The following is a 16,964-nucleotide window of genomic DNA, read 5'->3' on the forward strand; positions in this document are numbered from 1 at the left end:
CTTCCCTCCATGCCTTACGGTGCGATAGTTACAGCTGACGCGAAGCAGTGCAATACTCACAGATGACTGTCTTCCCATGCCATCCAGTGAGTGTGGCGCCGCAGCCCGGGCATGATATACTCACTTTTTCAGCCACGACTTGCTGTGGGACTATTTTCTTGCTGAATGCTGTTGTGAACTGATTGGTGACACTACTCAATGCATTTGCAACGTCTGAGACCAATGTCTGCTTGGAACCGACCAAAGGGTTGGGGTCTCCTGTGATTTCCGCATTGAGCATGTTGACAAACGGTGCAAAATCTTCATATCGAGGGTCACTGAAGTGAATGACCCCATTCGACAAGTATGCTTTGCATTTATACCACGTATTATCTCGACTGTTCTTCGGCAGCTGCGTCACTTCAATGTGATCTATCGAGGAAAGTGGATATGAATACGAGTATTCCTCATCGGCACGGAACACATGAAGCTTCGCATAAGACAACACAAGACGTTTCGTTGTGATATAGACATGACCGGACTCGGAGATGCTCTTTATTTTATCATCCCAAAATAAGCCATAGTCACCAATGATGGTTTCCCCATATTCGAGCTTAATTTCGTTCATGCTACTCCTCTCCATGCGCCTCGTTGCACATTGTTGCCTTCATCACCTAGCGGACCTTCACCACATGCTGTCACCTCTTCTGAAATCCGTGGGACACTCGGTGCGAATTCTGCAAAGAAGACGAAGGATCAAGTCAGCGATTACACATTCGGACACAATCGCTGACTTGACCGATCATTAGATGTCCTATCAGGACTTGAATGCCGAAGCTTTCTTCATGTACCTATCCACATACTTCTGAATATCGAAATCCTTGCTGAAGAATTCGCTGTTAATATCTAGCCACGCGCTATAGGTATCAGATCGCATATCAAACCAATTCTCATAGAAGTCAGAACGCGCGTCATACCAGTTCTCGTAGCATTCACTATGCACGTCATACCAAGCGCTGTAATCCTCATCTTCAGCTTTCTTGGCGTCGTCAGAGCGTTCAAGCACACCCTCGTAATACTTGTCATTCATTTCCTCAAAGGCATCCTCATAGATGGAGTCCTCCAGATTTTTGAATTGATCTTCATACACATAGTCCTGATATTCTTCCATCACTGCATCGATCTCGTTGGAAGAAGCATTCTGCATGTTCTGAGCGATGTAGGTATAGAATTTACCGCTATTCTCGCCGATGCGCTGATACAGATCAGCAGTACGGCTGTCTACATATGCATACCAGTCAGCGATTGCCTGCTTGTTCTGGTTGTACGAAGCATATGTATCTCCAACTTTCTCGAATGTGGCATTGAGCTCATTATTGATGTCTGAAATCGCCGAATCAACATCCATGCCGATTGCAGTCAAAGCCTCACCTGCAGCGCCAGGCGCCTTGATATTATCCGTGGATTGCGTGGTGTCATTGGCTGTGGATTCCGAAGACGATGGAGAGGGACTCTCCGACGGCTCTTCAGAACTTGAGGAGGATGGTTTGCTGCTTGAAGATGGTGAGGAGGAGGAAGATGACGAAGGCGTTTTTGCCGCAGTCGTTGTCATGGCCTTCGGCATATTCACACAGCCGAAGATGATGGCAAGCACTGATATACCTACAGCTACACCGGAAAGGATGCGGTTCGCAAGATTCTTGTCAAGCATGAGCGAGGCATACAGCGAGAATCCTGAAAAGGCTAGTGAGACGATGCCGAGCACCCATACCAGCCATGCCCCGGTCTTGGGAGTGAGCACAATAAGCAGAATCAGCGCAATCACAGATACAGCCAATGCGCCGATGGCCAGATAGAGCACCCATGATGCGGGCTTCTTTGGTGTAGGTGTACCACCGCTTGCAGATTGGGCATTCCACGTCTGTTGAGTCAGCTGCGGCTGGGTTGCGTTCATCTGCTGCATCATGAGCTCCCGGTTCAGTTCACCAAAGAAGACCATGGATTCCATCTGAAGGCTCGCTGTTGGCTGTCCTTGCGGAACGAACTGAACAACAGAGCCTGTCTGCACTCCCGGAACAACATGTACCATATACAAAACACCGTCGTTACGCGAAGCAACAGATGCGGTCTTAGCAACGTCATCGGCCATGATCAGCCCAAACGACTGACTATGCATGAGCGCGTTCTTTACAGCTTGATAGACGTCTTCCACCGACTGAGGAAATTGCTGCGCGGGAATCTGCGGCAAAGACTGTGTTGCAGTGTCCGGCGTAGATGCGGCGCCAGTAGCCATTGCGACTGGTTGCTCAGCTGTGTCGAATGGCGTTTTTGTTGTGGGTCGCTCCGGCATTGGAGTGGGATCTGGAGTGGACATTTGACCGTTCCCTTCTTCATACTTTCTTCACATATAACCGACAAAGCATTACAGGGTGATGCAGCAACACATCGCCGCATCACCCTGTAATGCCTGTCGTCAGTCGGCCTGTGTGGAAGAACCGTCAGGTCTTCCTTCGTGGTCGTCGACGCAGTGCACCTCGCCTTGTTGCTCCGGTTCTTGCACCGCATCCTCGAACGCTCGTACACCGCGCAGTATCATGCCTGCCAATTGCGTAAACATGACTGCACTCCTCTCTGACGAGACATTCCCTTGTACGCAACCGACCTTCGGCTACACAGCGAGCGGATGGCACCGCTCACAGGAACTCGTCATTAAGGGGCATGTTTTATTCGCGAATCAGCACTCCTTCCCCTACGCGATCCAGTGCGAAACAGTTGTAATGACGAGCGTTTCACGCTAGAACCATTCTCGAATCTTTGATTTATAGTGTCAATGACATAACATGATATAAATCTGAAATAAATGTGCTATGTTTTATACCATGGATACTATAAACGAGGCGAGTGCACAGGCGTGGAGAACCCGCCTGCGGGCATGTATGGACGAACGGGGGCTCACCCAGCTGGGATTGGTCAGCGCGCTCAACCGCCAGTACCTCACGAAATACCACCAAAAAGACGTCAGCCGCTGGCTCAACACCGGCAATCGCACCACGAGCGGCGTCATCGGCTTCCCCAAGTACGAAACGATGTCCATTCTCGCGGATTTCTTCGGTGTGGATGTGGGGTATCTGACCGGCGAGACCGATGAGCGGAGTTTTAACCTGCAGCACGCATGCGATTACCTGAGTCTTGATGGATCTGCGATCAGCGCACTGCGCAAATGGATTCGCAAAGGCACAGGCAGCACCACAGATGACGGTAAAAACCCCACTATGCGCAGCTACCGCGCGGACACACTTAACGAACTTTTCTCTTCCCCCGAATTTGGAACCATGGCAGCAAAACTGCTCACCTTGCATGAAATGTCCGCAATCTGGCAAACCAATCCCGAACGGTTCAGTTCGCTTATGGCCTCGCTCGCTTCAGACAGCGAACTTCCCGACGACCTGACATTTCAACTCATTCTCGGCGCGTTCTATGGCATGGCGAGCGAGTCATTCTCCGCGCTTCTAAGAAGTGCTTACCCAATTCCAAACGAACAGCAGTTCGAACAACTCATCATCGAACATGATTCCTGACCGGACATGAGCATTATCACATCAGTATGAGGCCGAGCCCCGCTCACACACAATCTCCTACGAACATTCACGGAAACATGCGTCATTCCAGCCTTGGCTTGCGATACCATGTCGATACATCAGATGGCTTATCGAATTCTCGGCAACGGGAAACAGGCCGATTCAGAAAGAGAGAGGACCGTGCCATGGCGCATGAGATCGAAGTTTACGGCGATGATGACGGATTCATGCTTCTTGGCGATTCCGCAGATATTCGACAGGCTTTAGCCGAACTTCAGATTGAAGAGAATCACACTATCGATATCGGCAAAGCCGCGATATTGAAAAATGCACATCGTGCTGTGAAGTTGTTCGGGAAAATGCAAAAACGTTCAGGACGCTGGGTGAAATTCACCAAGGAATCTGCGGAAAAAGCTCAGAAATACGGCTTGCTGCGCAATAAATCAACTGGCAATTTCATGGGAGTAATAGGCCAAGCGGCCAAAGGTGGCATCAAGGGTAACGTACAGTTTGAGACAATGGTAGAAGTATTCACACCCGACAAGGTAGCGAATATCGAGATGCTCATGCTGACGCTTGCCCTAGAGCAGGCCATGAAAGAGATGACTGACTACCTCAAGCAGATTGATGCTAAAGTCGATCAGGTATTGCGACAGCAAAAGAACGCCGAACTGGCAAAATTCCTCAGCGTTGCAGGTTTGGCCACGGAGGCCGAAAAAGAATTGCAACACATAGGCAGCCTTTCAGACGCAACTTGGGACCAGTTGAGCAACAGTGCCCAAACGGTGAATGAAGTGCAGCAGTATTCACTGCTTCAGCTCAAAGACATCACAGAGAAGATTAATTCTGCAGCGGATACCCGATCCGCCAAAGACGTATTGACAACCGTTCGTCCACGCATCGGGGAATGGCTTGCCGTCGCCGCAGATTGTCTTCGCATGCGGGATCGAATAGACATGCTTAAGGTGCAGCGGTTTATCGATATGGGCATCGAACCAGATCTCTTGAGCAAGCATCGGTTCGTCATCACAGAAAACCGTCGCGCACGCTATCGATCACTAACCGATACCACTGCCAACTTGCAGCAAGCCATCAAAAACGTCGTGCAAGGCAAAGATGATACCATGCGCGTTATTCTCCTGCCAATGGATGCGCCTGTTGTGGTGCGTGAAGGCAATGCGATCGCGAGCGCCCTCGCTCGATTCGACAAGGCGCTAGGAAAGGAATATGCGGTTCCGCGCTTCAACGAAAAACAGTGGGATCAGGCAATGGGTGAGGTCGGACAGGCCATTGCGGACGGCACGGGGCAACTCATGCACTACGCCGAGGGGATTTTTGGCGAGGGCACCAAGCAGATTGGGAATGTCGCCAACGAGGCTGGAGATCAGATCAAAAAAGTATTTGGGAATTTCCCGAAATTGTGGTGACAGACGCTCGTCTTGTCTCCTTTCCGACGCTGGCGCAGGCGCAGCCCAGCTCACATAAGCACATGAATACGGCCTTTCGTGGAATCCATCACACCGTCAATGGATCTCACGAAAGGCCGCGATATGCACGTTCCATCACCGTATTCAGTCCTCCTCAGCCTGTTTGAATATGAAGTTGAGCTTCGCATCCGGACTGACGCTCCGTACGATGGATGTATAGAATGATTCCGCTTGATCCTCGAGTATGTCGCGGTTCTTCTCGACATACTCGCTCCTCGCCTTGTCGGACAGAATCTCGTTGATCATATTGGCCGTATCGATCTGCGGGGTGCCAAAACTCAATGCACCATTCTGATCGACCACCGTACGGTATTCAGGGTGGTCATACCCGATGAACTTGAATTCGGGAATCGTGATGTCGTATGTATTATCACTGGCTGGCTCAATAACAACGTCTTTGCCGTCGAATCCGAGTTTGGCATCAAACGAATATTGGATGAACTGCGCGCGCTCGGTACCAGGAATCTCCATATTGAAGAAATGGCTTTTGTTTTCTTTTGATTTTATTCCAGTGATGCCGAGACGAAGCAAAGACACCTCTTTAGTCTGTTCCATCGCATGAATCACCTGCGTGTCAGTGGATTTAGAACTGCTTGAGAGGACTGCCGGAATGCCCGGAACCGCCCCATACAAGACGGCGACAATGGCTGCACCTACTACAACAGCGCCAATACACGTCGTGATCTTCTTGATCACACCCATATGCATGGACCTCCATCCAATATGGAATGATGCGGCACCGCCCACCGCATATCATGGATACCCACATCTGCTGTGCCGTATCCATCCGCGGCAAGGTCCATTCGACCGCTTCATCCTTTCTTCTACCTGAACACGATGAAGGCCCCTCTCTGCATGCTCCATCGCCATTGATTGCGATGGTATCATACTTCGCTCGGCCTCATGCCCCACAGGGAGATTGGCGAGACAATGCACGCAAGCACATCCAATGGTGTCCTCACCCAGCACCGAACCTATAAGCGCACTGTGCAGAATCGAAGTTTCATTAGCGATCCATTCAATGCTTGCGGTTGAGGAACGCGGCCTTGACCAGTTCGATGATCATCTGCCGCATGTCTTTGCCGCCACCGGCTTGGGACGCTTGCGCGATGCCGCTGACTTTTCCGAGGAATCCTTCTCCGAACTGCTCTTCCATCAGATGCTGCACCCAGCCGATGTCGCGCACGCTCCGCTGGCCGGTATACACCTGTTCGAACGCGATCACCGCGCCCTCGCCGAGCGCCGCGATGATGCTCGCCGCCACAATCGCATTGAGCACACTGGCGGCGATATTGATGCCTGGAATCGCCTTGATCGCACTGATCGCCGAATGAGCCACCACGCCCGCAGTGCCCACCTGCACAATCGAATCGAGGAATTGCTTGGAATCCTCATCGCGGTCAATCTCATACAGGCGCGCCAATCCGTTGAGCTCGGCGAGCTCGAGCGGCGAGAGCACGAGCGAATCAGCAATCGGAATCGGCACTGCGCCCACGGTCGCACCGGCCGCCACGCTCGCCCCAATCAGGCCTTGCGCAAGCACGCGCTTGCGGGTGAGTTTGAACTGCATCAGGTCGTGCGCGCCGCCCTGCATGCCTTCGGGCATCGCGCGCATCGTCGCGTCGATCAGGTCGGTGATGCCTTCCGGCGGCGCGAACGCCGTCTCGTTGATCACGAATGTCTGCGCGACGACCGGCACGATCGCGCGCAGGTTGCGTTCCACACGCTGCCCGTGGAACGCCTGCCGCACCATCTCGATGTTGCGCGCGCGATCTGCCTGCGAATACGACTTGGTGATGACGGCGATGATCGGCACAGACTTCCACATCGCGATCGAGTTGGAGAAGTTGCGGATCGTCTCTGGGAACAGCTTCGCCGCCGTGCCATCCACACAGAACCAAATCACGTTGATGCGGCTGTTCTCATTGCCCTCTTGCGCACTCGACCGCGACCATTTGCGTACGGCGTGGATTGCGCGCAGACTCTTGATCGGCGAAGGTTCGAATCCGATGGAGTCGATGACACGGAACGGCACCGATGGACTTGCGTAGATGGCAAGCTCCTCGGTTGTGCCACGCGTGCCGAAACTGGTCTTGGCGATGTCATCGCCGATCACGGCGTTGATGAGCGTCGATTTGCCCACGCCGGAATTCCCCAGCACGAGCACGTTGCCTTTATGGACCGGCTGCTGGGGTGCAGGGGCGGGCTGCACGTCGATTACATGGCCGTTGTCGTATGTCATGCGGTTATCATAGGCACATCGCATACGGCTGCGCCCTTGGCGTTTTCACGTCAAGGGCGCAGCATTCGGTGGAGGGGCAGTGCCCCACAGGTCACTTGTCTTGTGAAGAGTCCGAGCTGTCTTCGTCCGAACTGGTTCGGCCGGCTGTGCGATCGGCTTCCTTCTGCCGCTCCTCGGCCTGCTTCTTCGCCTCCTCGGCGCTGCGCGGAATGCCGGCGAGCTCAGAGCCCGTGGCTTCCTTCATGCGCTTGTCGACTTTGTCGATGACCTCGTCGAAGTACTTCTCCTGTTCGGGGGTGAGCTTCGAATTGCTCACGGCGTCGAACTGCGCCATCATGTCGTCGAAGCCCGCGAGCCAATCGGTATACTCCTTGGCCTTCGATGCCGGCATGCCGTCCTGGCTGTTGAGCATCTCCGCGAAATCGGCGTACTTCATCATGAAGTCCTCGTAATTGCGGATGACCTCCATCGGATCGGTCGTGGACGGCGTGACCGTGGTGGATTCCGAGGGAGACGGCGACGCCTCCGCCGCCACCGTCTCGGCCGAAGCCTGCGGCTCAGCGCCACGCTGCGGCAGATGGAACACGAACACCGCCACACATGCCGCCACGACGGCCACGACAACACCAATGATGCCGATGATCCACGCCGTTTTCTTGGATTGCGCTCGCTGCATCTCAACTCCCTGACATCGTTTGCAAAACTAGTACGATCACGTAATTCCATGGTAGCAACGAACAACGCCCACCACCAGCGTACAACGCAGAAAATCCACCAAAATACACACGAAATTCACGTCTTGCGTTGCTCGTTATACTTCACTCAGCTCAATGCGCACGATGTCAACCACGGGAACTACTCTGCCGTCCGCCATCTCGAGCGCATTGGTTTCGGCATGGTATTTCACCACCACACCGCCTTCAATGCACTGGTATTCCCCGCCGGCGCCCTCGTCATCCATACGGAAAAAGGTCATATCCACGCGCGGGCGCTCACCCAAATGCGCCAATACCGCCGCGAGTCGCGCATTGAGCGCCTCCTGCGCGTCTTCGCCCAGTTCGATATGCCGCTGGCGCACCTTGGCCGTCTCCCGAAGCAGGTCCTCATACCCGGCCAACGCCGCGAACGGCATGAATTGCGCGGCGCGCTGCTCCATGGCCATGGGCCGGTGCCGTTTGGATTGATGATGCGGCATGTCGATGATGTCGTCGTACCGGTGGGTGTTTTCGATGTTCATGCCGCATGGCCCCCTATCTGCCGGTTGCGTTCCACGCCCGTGGCGCCTTCTTCGAGGTTGAGGCCCTTGATCACCGCGTTGCCACCGAACCGCTCTTTGACATGCAGCAACGTCTCTTGCATCTTCATCTCACGCTCCTCCTGCCGTGTGCGACTCTCATCACTGCGGCCCCCTTCATCCTGCACAAGGAACGAGAACAGGTCGGGCTGCTCGGTCTCGGCGGCACTAGCCCCACTCACATCCCCCGGATCATGCACGGCATGCACCTGCGATGCCTCCACATTGAGCCGCCGCACGAGCAGCGAGCTGTCGACGATGCGGTCGTACAGCGAGCCAATCGCCTCGCGCAACACCGAGGACGCGGCCGTGCGCCGCCCCAGATTCAATGATCCATGCGCGCTTTTGGGGCGCCGGCGGCCGTATCGATCTCGCGAGACCGGCCCGGTGTACCCCGCCGCGCCCGGCTGATCCAGACTCGTCACGTCGTACCCCACCGACAAAGTCACCTGACTGGTCAGGATGCCACGCTTGACCATGCCCAACGCCAGTTGATCCGCCATCTCGCAGGCCACGATACGTGCATGCTCCCAGTCGTACGGCTCATGGAGCACCTGCCCCGACCCCATGCTGGAATGCTCCGGCCGGTATTGCTTGACGTCGGCAATCGTGCTTGGTTCCCATCCCCATGCGTGATCGATGAGCAGCTCGGCGTTCACACCAAACAGCCGGTATAGCAGGTCTTCATTGTAATAAGAATCGGCACCACCCACCGAGCACCGTGCCACATCGCCCATCGTCAACAGTCCGTGGCGCTCCAATTGACGCGCGGTGCCCGGACCCACACGCCAGAAATCGGTGAGAGGCCGGTGAGCCCACAACAGCCGCCGGTACGCCGCCTCGTCGAGCTGCGCGATGCGCGCTCCGTCAGCCCCGGCAGCGGTGTGCTTCGCCACGATGTCCATAGCGACTTTGGCCAGATAGAGGTTGGTGCCTATGCCTGCGGTGGCCGTGATGCCGGTTTCCGCATAGATGCCGGCCACGATGCGCCGCGCAAGCTCATGGGCGCTGCCTCCCGCGAACCGCAAGTACCGCGTGGCGTCGATGAACACCTCATCGATCGAATACACATGGATGTCCTCTTGCGCGGCGAACCGCAGATAGATGCCATAGATGCGCGCACTCACATCAAGGTAGTACGCCATGCGCGGTTTGGCGGTGACGTACGCAAGCGCCAAACCGGGCGAGGCCGCCAACTCCGCGGCATGCACGGAGGACCCTGAAAAGCGGTGCCCAAGTGCGCGCAACCGCCGCGCCTCGTTGACCTGCGCCACACGCTGCTCGACCTCGAACAGACGCGGACGCCCACCGATGCCGACGGCCTTGAGCGATGGAGAGACCGCAAGACAGATGGTCTTGCTCGTCCGGCTTGCATCAGCCACCACCAGGTTCGTGTCCAGCGGATCGAGCCCCCTCGCCACACACTCGGCCGAGGCATAGAACGATTTGAGGTCTATGGCTAGGTACGTGCGGTCTGTCATGGCAGCATTTTCGAACACCTGTTCGAAAATGTCGAATCACCGGCGCGTCGGGCCGGCCAGTCACACGAGCCATCCCGATGCCCCACACCACCGCACGTCCACGATACGAACTCACCGCCTCTGGTTTTTTGTTGGAACTCCGCCATTTTGCGCATTGCTCCGGTTGGCAATGTAGCGCGCGCTTGCTAGGGTTTATCTCGTAGCGAATCCCTTTCTCCATACTTTTCCGGAAGGAGCTCCAGCTTGTCAGCTGAACTCGAAGAGATCCACGAAGAATGCGGTATTTTTGGCGTCTGGGGTCATCCGGATGCGGCTCGACTCACCTATTTCGGTCTGCATGCGCTGCAGCACCGCGGGCAGGAGGGCGCCGGCATCGTGGCCAACGACCACGGCCATCTTTCCGGGCATCGTGGGCTCGGCCTGCTCACACAGGTGTTTCAGAACGAAAAAGACATCGAAAAACTCAAGGGCGAACATGCGATCGGCCATGTCCGCTACGCGACCGCCGGCTCCGGCGGCATCGACAACATCCAGCCGTTCATCTTCCGTTTCCATGATGGCGACATGGCGCTGTGCCACAACGGCAATCTGACGAACTGCTTCTCGCTGCGCCGTGCGCTCGAGGACGAAGGCGCCATCTTCCATTCGAATTCCGACACCGAGGTGCTCATGCACCTGATTCGCCGCTCGGTGCGCAGCACGGTCATCGACAAGCTGCAGGAAGCCCTCAACACCGTGCACGGTGGATTCGCGTACCTGATCATGACAGAGAACGAGATGATCGGCGCGCTCGACCCCAACGGCTTCCGCCCGCTCTCCCTGGGCCGCATGTCGAACGGCGCCTATGTGCTCGCCTCCGAGACCTGCGCGCTCGACGTTGTGGGTGCAGAACGCATCCGCGACATCCAACCGGGCGAGATGATCGTGATCAACGACGAGGGCTACCGCATCATCACCTACACGAGCAACACGCAGCTCTCGATCTGCTCGATGGAGTTCATCTACTTCGCACGCCCCGACTCGGACATCTACGGCGTGAACGTGCATTCGGCGCGCAAGCGCATGGGCGCGCGCCTGGCCCAGGAGGCCCCGGTGGACGCCGACATGGTGATCGGCGTGCCGAACTCCTCGCTTTCCGCGGCCTCGGGCTATGCGGAGGAATCCGGACTGCCCAATGAGATGGGCCTGATCAAGAACCAGTACGTGGCGCGCACATTCATCCAGCCCACGCAGGCGCTGCGCGAACAGGGCGTGCGCATGAAGCTCTCCGCCGTCAAATCGGTCGTCAAGGGCAAGCGCATCATCGTCATCGACGATTCGATTGTGCGCGGCACCACGTCACGGCGCATCGTGCAGATCCTCAAAGAGGCGGGCGCGGCCGAAGTGCACATGCGCATCAGCTCACCGCCGCTGAAATACCCGTGCTTCTACGGCATCGACATCTCGACGACGCAGGAGCTCATCGCCGCGAAGAAATCGGTCGAGGAGATCCGCGAGTTCATCGGCGCGGATTCGCTCGCGTTCCTCTCCGTGGACGGCCTGATCGAGTCGATCGGCCTGCACGCCGACGCCCCGTACGGCGGCCTGTGCGTCGCGTACTTCAACGGCGACTACCCCACCGCGCTCGACGATTACGAGCAGGACTTCCTCGATTCTCTCTCCCCCGACGACCTGGTGCGCCTGCCGGGTTACGACCACCAGAAGACGATGTACGAGGGCACCGAATACACGCACAAAGTGAACGGTCGGCACGCTTCGGTCGATCCGACCGACTACTGCATCGCGAACGAATGATCCACGGGACCGGCTGGCCGCGCGCGCAGCCGGTCCCGTGCCTTGTTCGCGCGCCCCACCGGTCCGCAAGCCATCCCAACGGCATACCAAGTTCAAGAAAGGTCGAACATGCCACAAGCATATGAAAACGCTGGCGTCAGCGTCGAAGCGGGATACGAGGTCGTCAAGCGCATCAAGTCGCATGTCGCGCGCACCGACCGCCTCGGCGTCGTGTCGGGCATCGGAGGGTTCGGAGGACTCTTCGACCTCGCCTCGCTCAACTACAAGGAGCCCGTGCTCATCTCCGGCACCGACGGCGTCGGCACCAAGCTCGTGATCGCCAAGCTCATGGGCAAACATGACACGATCGGCGTGGACTGCGTGGCGATGTGCGTCAACGACGTGGTGGCGCAGGGAGCGCAGCCGCTGTTCTTCCTCGATTACATCGCCTGCGGCAAGAACGACCCGGCCGTGCTCGAACAGGTCGTCTCCGGCGTGGCCGACGGCTGCGTGCAGGCGGACGCCGCGCTCATCGGCGGCGAGACCGCGGAGATGCCCGGCATGTACGACGAGGATGAGTACGATCTGGCCGGGTTCACCGTGGGCTGCGTGGAGCGCTCGAAGATCGTGGACGGCTCCGCCATCGCCGAAGGTGACGCGCTGATCGGCCTGCCGTCCACCGGCGTGCACTCCAACGGCTTCTCGCTCGTGCGCAAGGCGCTGTTCGAGCAGGCCGGTTACACCGTGGAGACGCGCCTGCCCGAGCTCGGCGACCGTACGCTCGGCGACGTGCTGCTCACGCCCACGAAGATCTACGTGAAGGCGCTCATGCCACTGTTCGAAGCTGATCTGGTGCACGGCGTGGCGCACATCACGGGCGGTGGATTCATCGAGAACGTGCCGCGCATGCTGCCCGAGGGCCTCGCCGCGCGCATTGAGCTCGGCTCGTGGCCGGTGCCGCCGATCTTCGACGTGATCGAACGCGCGGGCGACGTGGACCATATGGAGATGTTCAACATCTTCAACATGGGCATCGGCATGGTCGTGGCTGTGCCTGCCGACCGCGAGGACGAGGTGATGAACCTGCTCGCGAACGCCGGCGAACAGGGCTACCGCATCGGATCCGTGGTCGCGCGCGGCAGCGACGATGTGGAGCTCGCCTGACGCGGCATTGACCGACTGTTGATTGATTCCAACAATTCCTGAGGAAAGAAGCATTATGAAGGTTTTGGTAATCGGTTCGGGCGCACGTGAACACGCCATCGCGCACACGCTGCTGCGTGGCGCGAGCGTCGACGAGGTGACCGTGGCCCCAGGCAATCCGGGCATGGAGCTCGATGAAGGCATTCGCACACTGCAGCTCAACCCTTCCAACCAGGCCGCGCTCATCGACTTTGTGCGCAACAACGACTACGACTGGGTGTTCGTGGGCCCGGAAGTGCCGCTCATCGAAGGCATTGTGGACGCGTTCAAGGAGGCCGGGATCAAGGCGTTCGGGCCCAGCAAGGCCGCAGCGCAGATCGAAGGCTCCAAGGACTTCGCCAAGCAGCTCATGGAACGCCACGGCATTCCGACTGCCGCCTACCGCACGTTCGACGACCTCGCGTCGGCGATGCTGTATGTGCAGGAACATGGCGCGCCGATCGTGATCAAGGCCGATGGCCTGGCCGCGGGCAAGGGCGTGACCGTGGCGATGGATGAGGACACCGCGATCGCCGCGCTCAACGACATCTTCGTCGGCCACCGCTTCGGCTCGGCCGGCGCGAAGGTGGTCATCGAGGACTTCCTCGACGGTCAGGAGTTCTCGCTGATGAGCTTTGTGAACGGCACCGAGTTCTGGCCCATGCCTATCAGCCAGGACCACAAGCGCGCATACGACGACGACAAGGGCCCGAACACCGGCGGCATGGGCGCCTACAGTCCCGTGCCGCAGATCGGTGACGACGTGGTGCAGCAGGCCATCGAGACGATCGTGAAGCCGACCGTCGAGGCGATGGCCGCCGAGGGTACCCCGTTCACCGGCATCCTCTATGCGGGCCTCATCGCCACACAGGACGGCCCGAAGGTCATCGAGTTCAACGCGCGCTTCGGCGACCCGGAGACCGAGGTCGTGCTGCCGAAGCTCACGAGTGACCTTGGCGCAGGTATCACGGCGATCCTCAACGGCGAGACCCCCGAGTTCACGTGGGACGAAGACAACGCCACGTTGGGCGTCGTACTCGCCTCCGACGGCTACCCCGGGGAGATTGTCAAGGGCGCGCACATCCCGCAGATCGCGACCGACGCCGATTCCCATGTGTACTATGCCGGCGTGGCCCGCGGCGAGGACGGGCTTGTGGCCAACTCGGGCCGCGTGCTGCTCGTCGAGGCGAGCGCCCCGGATCTGGCCGCCGCACAGCGCAAGGTGTATGGGATCCTCGACGCGGTGAACACCGAAGGCATGTTCTACCGCCACGACATCGGAGCCAAGGCGCTCAAGGCCTGACCACACCAGCGCATATATATATTAAGGAGGCCGGCACCTGATTAGGGTGCCGGCCTCCTTATTCTGAAAAGCCGGGTGCCGCGCCGATCAGATCAGCGTTGTTCCTGCTGCGGCTTGGGGATCAGGAACGAGCAGGCAAGCGCGAGGGCGAGCAGGATGATGCCGCCGACCATCGACGCCATGTATCCGGAGGTGGCGCCGCCGGAGGATGTGAACGCCTTCTGCAGGCCGTACAGGATCGCATAGCTCAATCCGGAGCCCAGGTTGAACGCGCCCGCGTTCAGGCCCGGCAGGTAGCCCGGATTGTCCTCTGGCGAAAGCACGATGCCGAGTCCGTTGAGCATGATGTTCGCGGTGCCCGCATACGACACGCCGAGCACGACTGACAGGACGATGAGGTTCCAGATCGCCGGGCCGTGGCAGACGAAGATGCCGAAGACCATCGCGATTGCGGAGACGACAAGGCCAGCGCGCAGCACGAAGCGGTATCCGCGCTTGGACGCGAGCACACCGGCGACGGGGCCGAAGGCCAGGCCGACAAGCGCATACGGGGTCAGGGTGAACAACGACACGGTGTCCGTGGAGATGCCGGCGCCGAACTGTGTGTCCTGTGCAAGCGCGGGGACGATGCCGTTCATGATTGCGAAGACGCCGGTCATCGTCAGCAGCGTGGTGAGCAGCAGGCCCCATGTGCGGCGCTGCTTGAGGTACTTGGTGGCGACCATCGGGTTCTTCTTGTGGTTCTCGACCTGCCAGAAGCCGATGAACAGCGCGGCGCCGGCGATGAGTTCGACCGCCACAAGCCACCAGTTGGCGCCGGCAAGCTTCTGGATCTGATCGATGGCGAGGTAGATCGACAGGAAGGCCGCGGACAGCAGCACCACGCCGAGCCAATCCATCTTCGGGGTCTCTTCCGCGTGGCTTTCGTTGGCGAAGATCCACACGAGGATGATCGCGAGGAGTGCGACACCCGCCATCACCCAGAAGATCGAGCGGAAGCCGAAGTGGCCGGCGAGCCAGCCACCGAGCAGTGCGTCGACGCCGCCGATGCCGCCGTTGACGGCGGTCAGGATGGCCATGAGCCGCGCATAGCGTGCGTCATCGGTGACGCGCTCGTGCAGCATGAGCAGCGTCATCGGCACGACCGGGCCGGCGACACCTTGGATCACACGCCCCACCATGAGCATCGGCACGTTGACGGCGAGCGCCGAGATGCAGCAGCCGATGCCGGTGAGCGCAAGCATGCCGATGAGCACCTTCTTGCGCCCGGCGAGATCACCCAAACGTGGCAGGAACAGCGAGAACACCGCGCATGCGGTGAAGAACACGGTCTGCGTCAGACCGATCTGGGCATCGTCGCTGCGCAGCTGATTGGCCATCGTGGTGAGGGCCGGGGACAGCATGGACGCATTGAGTTGAAACGCGAAGATGGCTGCCATGAGCGCGACCATCAGTGCGACGATGGATGTGCCGTCGCCGCCGTGCTTCGCGGGCACGGCCGGCTTCATCGATGTGCTGGACATGGTGGGTTCCTCTTTCCTTGAATCTCCGTTGATTCCTTCTTATGCGCTACGTTCAGCCAAGCGCCTTGATGGCGTCGATGACGAGGTTCCAGAACTTCTCGACATCCAGATGGACCGCCACTTGGGTATGGCATTCCTCCGGGCTGGGTTCGGCGCCGCGGAAGTCGGCGACGGTCATGCCCAGCGTCAGGTCGCCGTGGATTTCCACATCCACTGGGCAACGCCGCGTCGTGATCACAGTGGGGTCGATGAGGTACGCGACTGTGCACGGGTCGTGCACCGGAGGGTCGACGAAGTCCTGGTTCTCGCGGTAGGACGCGCGGAAGAAGTCCATGAGCCCACTGACGAACGTGGCCAGATCGGTGCCGATGTCCTCCATGCGGCGTTGGACAGCGTGCGTGCACAGCGCCTGATGTGTCAGGTCGAGGCCCACCATGGTGAGCGGCCAGGATTCGTTGAATACGATATGCGCCGCTTCGGGGTCGACCTTCACGTTGAATTCGGCGACGGCACTCCAATTGCCCACATGGTAGCCGCCTCCCATCAGAACGACCTCCTTGACACGGTCGACGATGCGCGGCTCAAGGCGGGCCGCAAGCGCGATGTTCGTTAACGGTCCGGTCGGCACGAGTGTGATGGTCTGCGGCGGATTGGACATGATCGTATCGATGATCCAGTTGACCGCGTGCCCTTCGTCGAGCGGTCGGCTCGGCACGGGCAGTTCCACGCCGTCGAGGCCGCTCTGCCCATGGATCGTCGCCGCGGCTTCGGGCTCGCGGATGAGCGGGCGGCCGCAACCCATGTGCACCGGTACATCGGTGGCGTGCGCTTTTTCGAGGACGGCGCGGGCGTTGTACGTCACCTTGTCGAGGCTTTGGTTGCCGCCGACGGTGGTCACACCCAGCAGATCGATCGTGGGGTTGCCCAAGGCGAGCAGGATGGCCACGGCGTCGTCGTGCCCGGGGTCGCAGTCGAGGATGATCTTCTTTCCCATGGTATTCTCCTTTGAATCCAATCTCAGTGCCACGGTGGAGAGCTGCAAGATTTCCTCACCATGTCATCAAAAATGCTAGTAAAACGTTTTATCAATGTGTAGAATAGCCACATCACGCAAAAATCCTC

At 58.4% G+C, this 16,964-nt stretch carries 14 protein-coding genes and 1 pseudogene; 5 read left to right on the plus strand and 10 right to left on the minus strand.

Annotated features, from left to right (window positions below):
• Nucleotides 1-28 precede the first annotated feature (28 nt).
• The 3 genes from OU02_RS00750 to OU02_RS08800 all read right to left on the minus strand — a co-directional run bounded on the left by OU02_RS00750 (nt 29) and on the right by OU02_RS08800 (nt 2,596).
• Nucleotides 29-607 carry a hypothetical protein gene (locus OU02_RS00750; RefSeq protein WP_033488321.1) on the minus strand — a complete coding sequence of 193 codons (579 nt, stop codon included), beginning with the start codon at nt 605-607 and terminating at the stop codon, nt 29-31.
• 189 nt (nt 608-796) lie between these two features.
• The gene (locus OU02_RS08680) at nt 797-2,353 is read right to left on the minus strand and encodes a DUF308 domain-containing protein (RefSeq protein ID WP_152593118.1); all 1,557 of its coding nucleotides are present in this window, start codon (nt 2,351-2,353) and stop codon (nt 797-799) included.
• A gap of 99 nt (nt 2,354-2,452) precedes the next feature.
• A complete protein-coding gene (locus tag OU02_RS08800) occupies nt 2,453-2,596 on the minus strand; it encodes a hypothetical protein (protein ID WP_155270057.1) in 144 nt (47 codons plus the stop codon).
• A 262-nt stretch (nt 2,597-2,858) separates the two neighbouring features.
• Between OU02_RS08800 and OU02_RS00765 the strand changes: the two genes are divergently transcribed.
• Together OU02_RS00765 and OU02_RS00770 are read left to right on the plus strand one after the other, a co-directional pair.
• Nucleotides 2,859-3,557: a helix-turn-helix domain-containing protein gene (locus tag OU02_RS00765; protein WP_238551879.1), complete on the plus strand. Its 699-nt coding sequence runs from the start codon at nt 2,859-2,861 to the stop codon at nt 3,555-3,557.
• A 185-nt stretch (nt 3,558-3,742) separates the two neighbouring features.
• Nucleotides 3,743-4,984 carry a hypothetical protein gene (locus tag OU02_RS00770; RefSeq protein ID WP_033488324.1) on the plus strand — a complete coding sequence of 414 codons (1,242 nt, stop codon included), beginning with the start codon at nt 3,743-3,745 and terminating at the stop codon, nt 4,982-4,984.
• Between the two features lie 144 nt (nt 4,985-5,128).
• Here the strand turns inward: OU02_RS00770 and OU02_RS00775 are convergent, their stop codons facing one another.
• The 5 genes and pseudogenes from OU02_RS00775 to OU02_RS00795 form a co-directional block, all read right to left on the minus strand.
• Complete coding sequence (locus OU02_RS00775; protein ID WP_238551878.1) at nt 5,129-5,746, minus strand: hypothetical protein; 618 nt, start codon at nt 5,744-5,746, stop codon at nt 5,129-5,131.
• A 316-nt stretch (nt 5,747-6,062) separates the two neighbouring features.
• Complete coding sequence (locus tag OU02_RS00780) at nt 6,063-7,286, minus strand: GTP-binding DUF697 domain-containing protein (protein ID WP_193345766.1); 1,224 nt, start codon at nt 7,284-7,286, stop codon at nt 6,063-6,065.
• A gap of 91 nt (nt 7,287-7,377) precedes the next feature.
• The gene (locus tag OU02_RS00785) at nt 7,378-7,962 is read right to left on the minus strand and encodes a DUF6591 domain-containing protein (protein WP_033488326.1); all 585 of its coding nucleotides are present in this window, start codon (nt 7,960-7,962) and stop codon (nt 7,378-7,380) included.
• 372 nt (nt 7,963-8,334) lie between these two features.
• A pseudogene (locus OU02_RS09235) lies at nt 8,335-8,523 on the minus strand (hypothetical protein); the annotation flags it as partial.
• Complete coding sequence (locus OU02_RS00795) at nt 8,520-10,061, minus strand: Y-family DNA polymerase (RefSeq protein WP_033488328.1); 1,542 nt, start codon at nt 10,059-10,061, stop codon at nt 8,520-8,522. The gene OU02_RS00795 and the pseudogene OU02_RS09235, both read right to left, overlap by 4 nt.
• A 243-nt stretch (nt 10,062-10,304) precedes the next feature.
• Between OU02_RS00795 and purF the strand changes: the two genes are divergently transcribed.
• From purF to purD, 3 genes are all read left to right on the plus strand, one after another.
• Nucleotides 10,305-11,855: an amidophosphoribosyltransferase gene (gene purF, locus OU02_RS00800; protein ID WP_033488329.1), complete on the plus strand. Its 1,551-nt coding sequence runs from the start codon at nt 10,305-10,307 to the stop codon at nt 11,853-11,855.
• A gap of 108 nt (nt 11,856-11,963) precedes the next feature.
• The gene (gene purM / locus OU02_RS00805) at nt 11,964-12,998 is read left to right on the plus strand and encodes a phosphoribosylformylglycinamidine cyclo-ligase (protein ID WP_033488330.1); all 1,035 of its coding nucleotides are present in this window, start codon (nt 11,964-11,966) and stop codon (nt 12,996-12,998) included.
• Between the two features lie 55 nt (nt 12,999-13,053).
• Nucleotides 13,054-14,319, plus strand: coding sequence for a phosphoribosylamine--glycine ligase (gene purD / locus OU02_RS00810; RefSeq protein ID WP_033488331.1), 1,266 nt, complete (start codon nt 13,054-13,056; stop codon nt 14,317-14,319).
• Nucleotides 14,320-14,411: 92 nt separating this feature from the next.
• Here purD and uriT read toward each other — a convergent pair whose 3' ends face one another.
• Nucleotides 14,412-15,842: a uridine transporter UriT gene (gene uriT, locus OU02_RS00815; protein ID WP_026643400.1), complete on the minus strand. Its 1,431-nt coding sequence runs from the start codon at nt 15,840-15,842 to the stop codon at nt 14,412-14,414.
• Between the two features lie 52 nt (nt 15,843-15,894).
• The gene (gene uriH, locus OU02_RS00820; protein ID WP_033488332.1) at nt 15,895-16,836 is read right to left on the minus strand and encodes a uridine-preferring nucleoside hydrolase UriH; all 942 of its coding nucleotides are present in this window, start codon (nt 16,834-16,836) and stop codon (nt 15,895-15,897) included.
• Nucleotides 16,837-16,964: the final 128 nt, after the last annotated feature.

Origin of the sequence: Bifidobacterium pseudolongum subsp. pseudolongum DSM 20099, from assembly GCF_000771225.1 — a bacterium.
Lineage (GTDB): Bacteria > Actinomycetota > Actinomycetes > Actinomycetales > Bifidobacteriaceae > Bifidobacterium > Bifidobacterium pseudolongum.